Source organism: Staphylococcus cohnii subsp. cohnii (assembly GCF_002902365.1).
Lineage (GTDB): Bacteria > Bacillota > Bacilli > Staphylococcales > Staphylococcaceae > Staphylococcus > Staphylococcus cohnii.
Genome location: NZ_PPQC01000043.1, coordinates 1 through 615, shown reverse-complemented (window position 1 = coordinate 615; position 615 = coordinate 1). Strand labels below are relative to the sequence as shown.

General features: G+C 38.9%; 1 protein-coding gene. It reads right to left on the bottom strand.

Features of this window, described 5'->3' with window-relative positions:
- Nucleotides 1-611, bottom strand: a 611-nt coding sequence (locus CD032_RS07260) for a transglycosylase family protein (protein ID WP_103211341.1), incomplete at its 3' end; no start/stop codon positions are given.
- Nucleotides 612-615 lie beyond the last annotated feature (4 nt).

The following is a 615-nucleotide window of genomic DNA, read 5'->3' as shown; positions in this document are numbered from 1 at the left end:
TCTTGTACTGATTCTGGTGCTTCTGTTGGAGATACACCTTTATATTCAGCTGGTGCTACTGAGTCCCAAGTACTTTGTAAGAATTGGTATTTACCTGCTGCACCTGATGATGGGTTAACAGCTTTTAAGTCGCCGCCTGATTCACGTTGAGCGATTGCTTGTAAATGTGAATTAACATTTACTGAAGAACCACTTGAAGCTTCATTTGAGCTTGATGATTGAGTTGAAGCTTTTGTAGTTGCTTCTTGTTGTGGTTGTTGTGTTTGTTCAGTTTGTGGAGCAGCTTGTTGAGCTGGTTGCTCAGTTTGAGTTTGTGCTTGTTGTGGTTGTTCAACTGTTGAAGCGTTAGCGCTTGAACCTTCACCATAACTCCAAGACCAAGTTTGTCCATTTGATTCAAAGTTATAGTTTAAACCATTGTAATTAAAGTTATAACTATATGAACCTTCTTGTACTGGTGCTGCATTTAATTGTTCTGGGTTAGATTGAGCTAAGTTTGCTAATTCTGCTTTATCTACATCTTGTTCTGCTGCGTCAGCTGAGTTACCTGCTGCGAATCCTGTTACACCTAATCCTACTGCTAATGTTGAAGCTAATACTGTTTTTTTCATTTTT